Origin of the sequence: Sphaerospermopsis reniformis, from assembly GCF_005402885.1 — a bacterium.
GTDB classification, from domain to species: Bacteria; Cyanobacteriota; Cyanobacteriia; order Cyanobacteriales; family Nostocaceae; genus Sphaerospermopsis; species Sphaerospermopsis kisseleviana.
Window position 1 is genome coordinate 19,341 of record NZ_BJCE01000050.1, and the last position, 7,833, is coordinate 27,173.

Annotated in this window: 7 protein-coding genes and 1 pseudogene; 7 read left to right on the forward strand and 1 reads right to left on the reverse strand. The window is 36.7% G+C overall.

Features of this window, described 5'->3' with window-relative positions:
* Positions 1–164 precede the first annotated feature (164 nt).
* From FFR48_RS09630 to FFR48_RS09650, 5 genes and pseudogenes are all read left to right on the forward strand, one after another.
* On the forward strand, positions 165–503 hold the full coding sequence (locus tag FFR48_RS09630) for a 4Fe-4S binding protein (protein ID WP_137667210.1): 339 nt from the start codon (positions 165–167) through the stop codon (positions 501–503).
* A gap of 132 nt (positions 504–635) precedes the next feature.
* Positions 636–1,847 (forward strand): cysteine desulfurase NifS, encoded by a 1,212-nt coding sequence (nifS, locus tag FFR48_RS09635; protein WP_137667211.1) that lies wholly within the window; start codon positions 636–638, stop codon positions 1,845–1,847.
* 117 nt (positions 1,848–1,964) lie between these two features.
* On the forward strand, positions 1,965–2,867 hold the full coding sequence (gene nifU, locus FFR48_RS09640; protein WP_096572699.1) for a Fe-S cluster assembly protein NifU: 903 nt from the start codon (positions 1,965–1,967) through the stop codon (positions 2,865–2,867).
* A gap of 218 nt (positions 2,868–3,085) precedes the next feature.
* Positions 3,086–3,523, forward strand: a pseudogene (locus FFR48_RS09645) (AAA family ATPase); the annotation flags it as partial.
* Between the two features lie 373 nt (positions 3,524–3,896).
* Positions 3,897–6,758, forward strand: a complete 2,862-nt coding sequence (locus FFR48_RS09650) for a class I SAM-dependent DNA methyltransferase (protein WP_137667212.1) — start codon at positions 3,897–3,899, stop codon at positions 6,756–6,758.
* A 3-nt stretch (positions 6,759–6,761) separates the two neighbouring features.
* On the opposite strand, the gene FFR48_RS09655 is transcribed toward FFR48_RS09650, so the two are convergent.
* A complete protein-coding gene (locus FFR48_RS09655) occupies positions 6,762–7,013 on the reverse strand; it encodes a hypothetical protein (protein ID WP_137667213.1) in 252 nt (83 codons plus the stop codon).
* On the opposite strand from FFR48_RS09655, the gene FFR48_RS09660 reads away from it, so the two are divergent.
* Both FFR48_RS09660 and FFR48_RS09665 read left to right on the forward strand, forming a co-directional pair.
* Positions 6,982–7,194 (forward strand): hypothetical protein, encoded by a 213-nt coding sequence (locus tag FFR48_RS09660; protein ID WP_137667214.1) that lies wholly within the window; start codon positions 6,982–6,984, stop codon positions 7,192–7,194. The two genes, FFR48_RS09655 and FFR48_RS09660, sit on opposite strands and share 32 nt — an antisense overlap.
* Positions 7,175–7,453 carry a type II toxin-antitoxin system RelE family toxin gene (locus FFR48_RS09665; RefSeq protein WP_137667215.1) on the forward strand — a complete coding sequence of 93 codons (279 nt, stop codon included), beginning with the start codon at positions 7,175–7,177 and terminating at the stop codon, positions 7,451–7,453. Before FFR48_RS09660 ends, FFR48_RS09665 begins: the two co-directional genes overlap by 20 nt.
* The last annotated feature ends 380 nt before the right edge of the window (positions 7,454–7,833 follow it).

Consider the following 7,833-nt stretch of genomic DNA (forward strand, 5'->3'; position numbering starts at 1 on the left):
TAATGAATATTTAGGAAGTCAAAAGGAGCCAGTGCGTTGGGCGGCTCTGCCGACTTGAAGCAACTGGCGTTCAAAAGTTTGAAGAATACTGTTCTTTTTACTTCTCACTTTTGCCTTCTCTATTTACCCATTACTACAGCCCAAAACCTCAAAGGAGAATAATCATGGCTTACACAATTACTAGCCAGTGTATTTCCTGTAATCTTTGTGTGTCTGTATGTCCTAATGGTGCAATTCAAGAAGTTGAAGGTAAGCACGTAATTGATTCTGAAAAGTGTACAAACTGCGCCAATACTATTTACACAGTTCCTCAATGTAAAGCAGTTTGTCCTACAGCTAGTGGTTGTGTAGAAGAATCAAAAGATTATTGGGAAATGTGGTTTGCTACTTATAACCGCGTGATTGCAAAATTAACCAATAAACAAGATTATTGGGAACGCTGGTATAACACTTATTCCCAAAAGTTAGCGGAACAATTGAAAAAACAACAAGCAGCGATTTAGGTGACAGGTGACAGGTGACAGGTGACAGGTGACAGTAAAGAAGTTTTTAGCAATTACCAATTACCAATTACCTATCACCAATTACCCAAATCCAATAAGTAATAAATCATAACTAAGTAAATAGTGAGTGAAATGTTAAAGAATTGCATCTATCTCGATAATAATGCAACCACAAAAGTAGATCCTCAAGTTGTCGAGGCGATGCTACCTTACTTGACGGACTACTATGCCAACCCTTCTAGTATGCACACTTTTGGCGGTCAATTAGCTAAAGATGTGAAAGTAGCTAGAGAAAATGTTGCAGCTTTATTGGGAGCAGAAGATTCATCGGAAATTGTCTTTACAAGTTGTGGTACTGAAGGTGATAATGCAGCTATTAGAGCAGCGTTATTAGCTCAACCAGATAAACGCCACATCATCACTTCCCAGGTAGAACATCCGGCTGTTTTAAATGTCTGCAAACAGTTAGAAACTCAAGGTTATCAAGTTACTTATTTGTCTGTTAATAATAAGGGACAAATAGACTTGAATGAGTTGGAAGCTTCCCTCACTGGCAACACTGCTTTAGTAACAGTAATGTATGCCAATAATGAAACTGGCACAATTTTTCCAATTGAAGAAATTGGTGCTAGAGTTAAAGAATATGGAGCTATTTTTCACGTTGATGCAGTACAAGCTGTAGGTAAAGTACCCTTGAATATGAAGACCAGTACAATTGATATGTTAACCATATCTGGTCATAAAATTCACGCTCCCAAGGGTATTGGTGCTTTATATGTAAAACGTGGTGTGAGATTCCGTCCTTTCTTAATCGGTGGACATCAAGAAAGAGGACGTAGAGCAGGTACAGAAAATGTTCCCGGAATTATCGCTTTAGGCAAAGCTGCGGAACTGGAACTGTTACACTTAGAAGAGGCGACAAAGAGAGAAAGAAAATTGTGCGATCGCCTCGAACAAAGTTTACTTGCTAAGATTCCTGATTGTCAAGTAAACGGTGATGTAAATAATAGATTGCCTAACACTTCTAATATCGGTTTCAAGTATATTGAAGGTGAAGCAATTCTGTTACTTTTGAATAAGCATGGTATTTGTGCTTCCTCTGGTTCTGCTTGTACTTCGGGTTCTCTTGAACCATCTCACGTTTTACGAGCAATGGGTTTACCCTACACTACTTTACATGGTTCAATTCGTTTCAGTCTTTGTCGCTACACCACTGAGGAAGAAATTGATCAAGTAATTGCAGTCATGCCAGAAATTGTTGAAAAACTACGTGCATTATCTCCCTTCAAAAATGATGATGCAAGTTGGTTACAACAACATGGGCAAACTTTAGTAAATAGGTAATGGGTAATAGGTAATGGGTAATAGCAAATATATTGTTTCAATTACCAATTACCAATTACCAATCACCAATTACCAATCATCAATCCAAAATCTAAAATCCAAAATCCAAAATTAACTATGTGGGACTACACTGATAAGGTATTAGAATTATTTTACGAACCCAAAAACCAAGGCGCAATTGAAGATAATCATGAACCTGGTGTAAAGGTTTCTGTGGGTGATGTAGGAAGTATCGCTTGTGGTGATGCTTTAAGATTACATTTGAAAATTGAAGAAGCAACCGATAAAATTCTTGATGCTCGTTTTCAAACCTTTGGTTGTACCAGTGCGATCGCTTCTTCTAGTGCTTTAACTGAAATGGTTAAAGGTCTAACTTTAGATGCAGCTTTGCAGGTAACAAATAAGGAAATCGCTGCATATTTGGGCGGTTTACCTGAAGCGAAAATGCACTGTTCTGTTATGGGTCAGGAAGCTTTAGAAGCTGCGATTTATAACTATCGTGGTATTCCTTTAGCGGCACATGATGACGATGATGAAGGTGTCCTAATCTGTAGCTGTTTTGGAATAACTGATGCTAAGATCAAGAAAGCAGTAAGACAGAATAACCTTTTCAGTGCAGAACAGGTAACAAATTATGTAAAAGCTGGTGGCGGATGCGGTTCTTGTTTAGCGAAGATTGATGATATAATAAAAGAAGTTAAGCAAGAGTATGAGAAAGAAATCGCCAGTAAAAATAGCGCAACAGCTAACAAAGAAATTTCCACAGTAGGGCAACAAAAACCATTAACTAATGTGCAAAAAATCGCCCTAATTCAAAAAGTATTAGATGAAGAAGTCCGACCTGTTTTAATCGCCGATGGGGGAGATGTTGAACTTTACGATATTGAAGGCGATAAGGTAAAAGTAATTCTGAAAGGTGCTTGTGGTTCATGTCCAAGTAGCACTGCAACTTTGAAGATTGCGATTGAATCGAGATTGCGCGATCGCGTTAACAAAAACATCATTGTTGAAGAAGTTTAGTCACAATTGACAATTGAGAATTGACAATTGACAACTAACAAAACAGTAATTCTTACAACCCAATAAACACTATGAACACAACACAAAATCTATGTTTGGTAGAGCGATCGCCTCCATAAGCTGCGACGTTCTATTACACGCTCACTGCCGTAGATACAAGGCGTGAGAAACCAACAAACAAAAGACCAGTAAACCACTAATACTAGGAACTAGGAACAATGAGCGACGAAAAAATTAGACAGATAGCATTCTACGGCAAGGGCGGTATCGGTAAATCTACCACCTCTCAAAACACCCTCGCAGCTATGGCTGAAATGGGTCAACGCATTCTCATCGTAGGTTGTGACCCTAAAGCTGACTCTACCCGTTTGATGCTTCACTCTAAGGCTCAAACCACAGTATTACACTTGGCTGCTGAAAGAGGTGCTGTAGAAGACCTCGAACTCCATGAAGTAATGTTGACCGGTTTCCGTGGTGTTAAGTGCGTTGAATCTGGTGGTCCAGAACCCGGTGTAGGTTGTGCAGGTCGTGGTATTATCACCGCTATTAACTTCTTGGAAGAAAACGGTGCTTACACAGACTTAGACTTCGTTTCCTACGACGTATTAGGTGACGTTGTATGTGGTGGTTTCGCTATGCCTATCCGTGAAGGTAAAGGGGGGTTGTTTAGGGTTTTTGTTGGTGCAATTGTTTGAGGACTTTTGTTTTTTTGTTCCCTATTTTTGCCCTGGGATTTTTTGGGGAAATGGGGTTTTTGTTTGGGTTTTATGGTTTTGTTTACCCTATTTTTTACCTTGTGTCAAGGGCGATACATGATTTTTGCTAAATTGGTTACTGGTTACTCATTGGTTATTTTACAGTGATATTTGATTGTGAATAAACCATCAAAAATACAGCAAAATAAAACAAAAATAAAACATTTATTACATTTTGTTAAAAATGCCGATTCTCCCAGTTATCCTTTACATACATATATAATTATAGTGTATAATATATTCTTGTAAATTTTTATTATATTTTGACAGTCAAATGGAAGATACACGCAATAAAATTATCAGTTTTGTTGAATATGCTCGCCAGTTGAAGGGTGATGAAAAAGGAGAAGCACAGGTATTTTGCGATCGCCTATTTCAAGCATTCAACCATCAAGGTTATAAAGAAGCAGGAGCAGAATTAGAATATCGCGTAAAAGTTAAAGGAAAGTCTACCAAATTTGCTGATTTACTTTGGCGACCTCGGTTACTAATGGAAATGAAAAAATGGGGTGAAAAACTAGAAAGACACTATCAACAAGCCTTTGAATATTGGCTGGAATTAGTTCCCCATCGTCCACAATATGTAATTCTTTGTAACTTTGATGAATTTTGGATTTATGACTTTGATATTCAATTACAAGAACCATTAGATAAAGTCACATTAGAAGATTTACCAAATCGTTATACCGTCTTAAACTTCCTATTTCCTGAAAATCGTAAACCGCTATTCAATAACAACTTAGTTGACGTTACACGCAAAGCAGCAGATAACGTTGCTCAAGTTTTTAATCGCTTAGTGGAAAGAAGAGAAAAAAAAGACATTGCCCAAAAATTTATTCTTCAGTGCGTTGTTGCCTTATTTGCAGAAGATATTGATTTGTTACCTAGAGGATTATTTAGTGAATTTTTAGATGATTGTCGTACTAATAAAATCAGTTCTTATGATTTAATTGGTGGACTTTTTAATCAAATGGGAAGTGACCGTCCTGCACCTCAAGATAGCCGTTATCGAAATGTTCCTTATTTTAATGCTGGTTTATTCTCTAAAGTTGAACCAATTGCATTAACTAGGGGCGAACTCGATTTATTAGCATCAGCAGCGTCAGAAAAATGGTCAAAAGTAGAACCTGCTATTTTTGGGACATTATTTGAATCTAGCATGGGCAAAGAAGAACGTCATGCTTTAGGCGCACATTATACCAGTCCCGCAGACATTCAAAAAGTAGTTTTACCCACAATTGTTAGACCCTGGCAACAAAGAATTGATGTAGCCAATAAGCTAAATGAATTACTAGCACTCAGACAGGAATTAATTAATTTCAAAGTCCTTGATCCAGCCTGTGGTAGTGGTAATTTCCTTTATGTTGCCTATAGAGAAATCAAGAGATTAGAAGCCAGTTTATTAAACAAAATCCATGATAATTTCAGTCTGCGAACTACATCTAGTATAGGTACAATATCTTTAGTAAAAACAAACCAATTTTATGGATTAGATATTAAACCATTTGCTGTAGAACTAGCAAAAGTAACTTTAATGATTGCTAAAAAATTAGCATTAGATGAAGAAAATCAGCTACTTAATGTAGCACAAACCAGTTTATCTTTAGAAATGGATCGCGCCCTTCCTCTGGATAATTTGGATCAAAATATTCGCTGTGATGATGCTTTATTTTGTGATTGGGTAAAAGCAAATGCAATTATTGGCAACCCTCCCTATCAATCAAAAAACAAAATGCAGCAAGAATATGGAGAAGATTATGTTAGTCAACTAAGAGAAAAATATCAAGAAGTACCAGGAAGAGCAGATTATTGTGTTTATTGGTTTCGTCGTACCCATGATGAATTAAGCACAGGTGGACGCGCTGGACTGGTTGGTACAAATACCATCCGTCAAAACTACTCCCGTGAAGGCGGTTTAGATTATATAGTCAATAATGGTGGAACAATTACCGAAGCAGTTTCTACTCAAGTTTGGTCAGGTAGTGCAGTTGTTCATGTTTCCATTGTTAATTGGATCAAAGGTGAAGAATCAGGTCAAAAGAAATTATATACTCAAGTTGGAGATGATGTAGATAGTCCTTGGGAAGTTGTAGAACTTGAGAAAATTAACTCTTCTTTATCTGCAAAACTTGATGTTACTCAAGCAAAAAAACTTTTAGTTAATATCAACTCAGGAGCTTGCTATCAAGGACAAACTCACGGACATAAAGGATTTTTACTCACTGCACAACAAGCGAAAATAATTGCTAAAGATGAATCTTCTCAATCTGTAATTCATCCTTACTTAATAGGCAATAGTCTATTAGGGAATTATAAAAGTCTTACATCTCGCTACTGTATTGATATGAATCATTGTCAAGATTCTGTTTCAGCTATGAAACATAGCCTAGCATTTGAACATATTCAGAAAAATGTTTTTCCAACCATAGAAAAGAATGCTAATGATGAGAGAAAACAAACTGGTAAAGAGAATGGTCCACGTCAATCACACTTTCGTCATTGGTGGAGATTTTGGAGAGGAAGGCCGGAAATGTTGGAGAAAATTTCTCTCATTCCGAGATATGTTGCTTGTGCAAGAGTAACTAAACGTCCAATTTTTGAGTTTGTTAGTTCTTCAATACATCCTAATGATGCTCTGCAAGTATTCCCGTTATCAGATGATTATTCTTTCGGAATTTTACAATCTGATATTCATTGGCAATGGTTTAATGAAAGATGCTCAACTTTAAAAAGAGATTTTCGCTATACTTCTGATACTGTTTTTGATTCTTTTCCTTTTCCTCAAAATCCCAAATTATCACAGGTGAAGAAAGTAGCCGCAGCAGCAGTTAAATTACGAGAGTTAAGACAACAAATTATGACAGAAAATAAATGGAGTTTACGCGAACTTTATCGCACCCTAGAAATACCAGGAAAAAACCGTCTTCGCACAGCACATGAAGAACTTGACAAAGCAGTTCGTGAGGCTTATGGTATGGAAAAAACAAAAGATGTATTAAAGTTTTTGCTGGAATTAAATTTTGAAGTCGCAGATAGAGAAGCAAAAAATTTACCTGTAATAGCTCCTGGTTTACCTCCCTGTGTAACTGATGCTAGTGAGTTTATTACAGATGATTGTGTGAAAATGCCAGATTGAAATTTAATGTTTTACATAAGGGATCGCTTTTCTGGTGTGTAGGTTGTGGAGAGCGATCGCTTTTGGGTGTTGTGGTTTGAGTGCGATCGCTTTTCCGGTGTGTGGTTTGTGAGGTGCGTTAGCGAAGCTTACCGCAGGTATCGCATTTCCGATGTTGTAGTTTGTGGGTGCGATCGCTTCCACTAAAAACGGTATAATACTTGTATTCTCAAGGATAAAGATAATGGAAATTGAAGAATTTAAAGCAATAATCAAAGAAAGTATCCGCGAAGTTTTGCGAGAAGAAAGAATGTTATTGTGTCAAATTCTCATACCCTATGTAAGTGACGAAGAACAAGAAAAACTAGATGAAATGTTTGGTTCACCATCAGATTATGAAGATGAAGAATTGGTTGATATGACAGAGTGGGTAAAACATGGCCATAAAATTTCGTAAGAATGCTGTTAAGTTTTTAGAAAAGGCAAATCTTGAAGATGCTGAGAAGATTCAAGAAAAAATATCTCAACTTCTAGCTTTTGTCGAAGAACAAGCCATTATTCCCTTTACAGAACTTGATATTAAAAAGATGAAGGGAGAGTGGGAAGGATTTTATAGATTACGTATTGGTAAAATCAGAATAGTTTTGACAGCTAATACACAATCTGGTGAAGTTGAAATTTTCACAATTGGTACAAGAGGAGATGTTTATAAATAAAGACTTTTCCGATGTTGTGGTTTGTGGAGTGCGTTAGCGAAGCTTACCGAAGGTATTGCATTTCTGATGTTGTGGTGTGGTTTTGATGGGTATTCAAGCAGATATGATATCACTTTACTTTTTTGGGAATGTCCTATAAGTTAAATCCCAATTTCTATTCGGCATTAGACATCTCCGAAAAAGAATCAAATTATGGTATAACAAGGTAAAATCGTGCATCTACCCTGAGATTATGAGCAACATAGTTGAGTACATTCATAATAATCCTGAAGAATCACAACGGTTATTAGGACTGCATTATGAACAGCTAAAGCAACTTATAGAGAAAGCAATAGAGCTACATAATAATAAAAAGGAATTGGCAGAATCTAAAAAAGTTA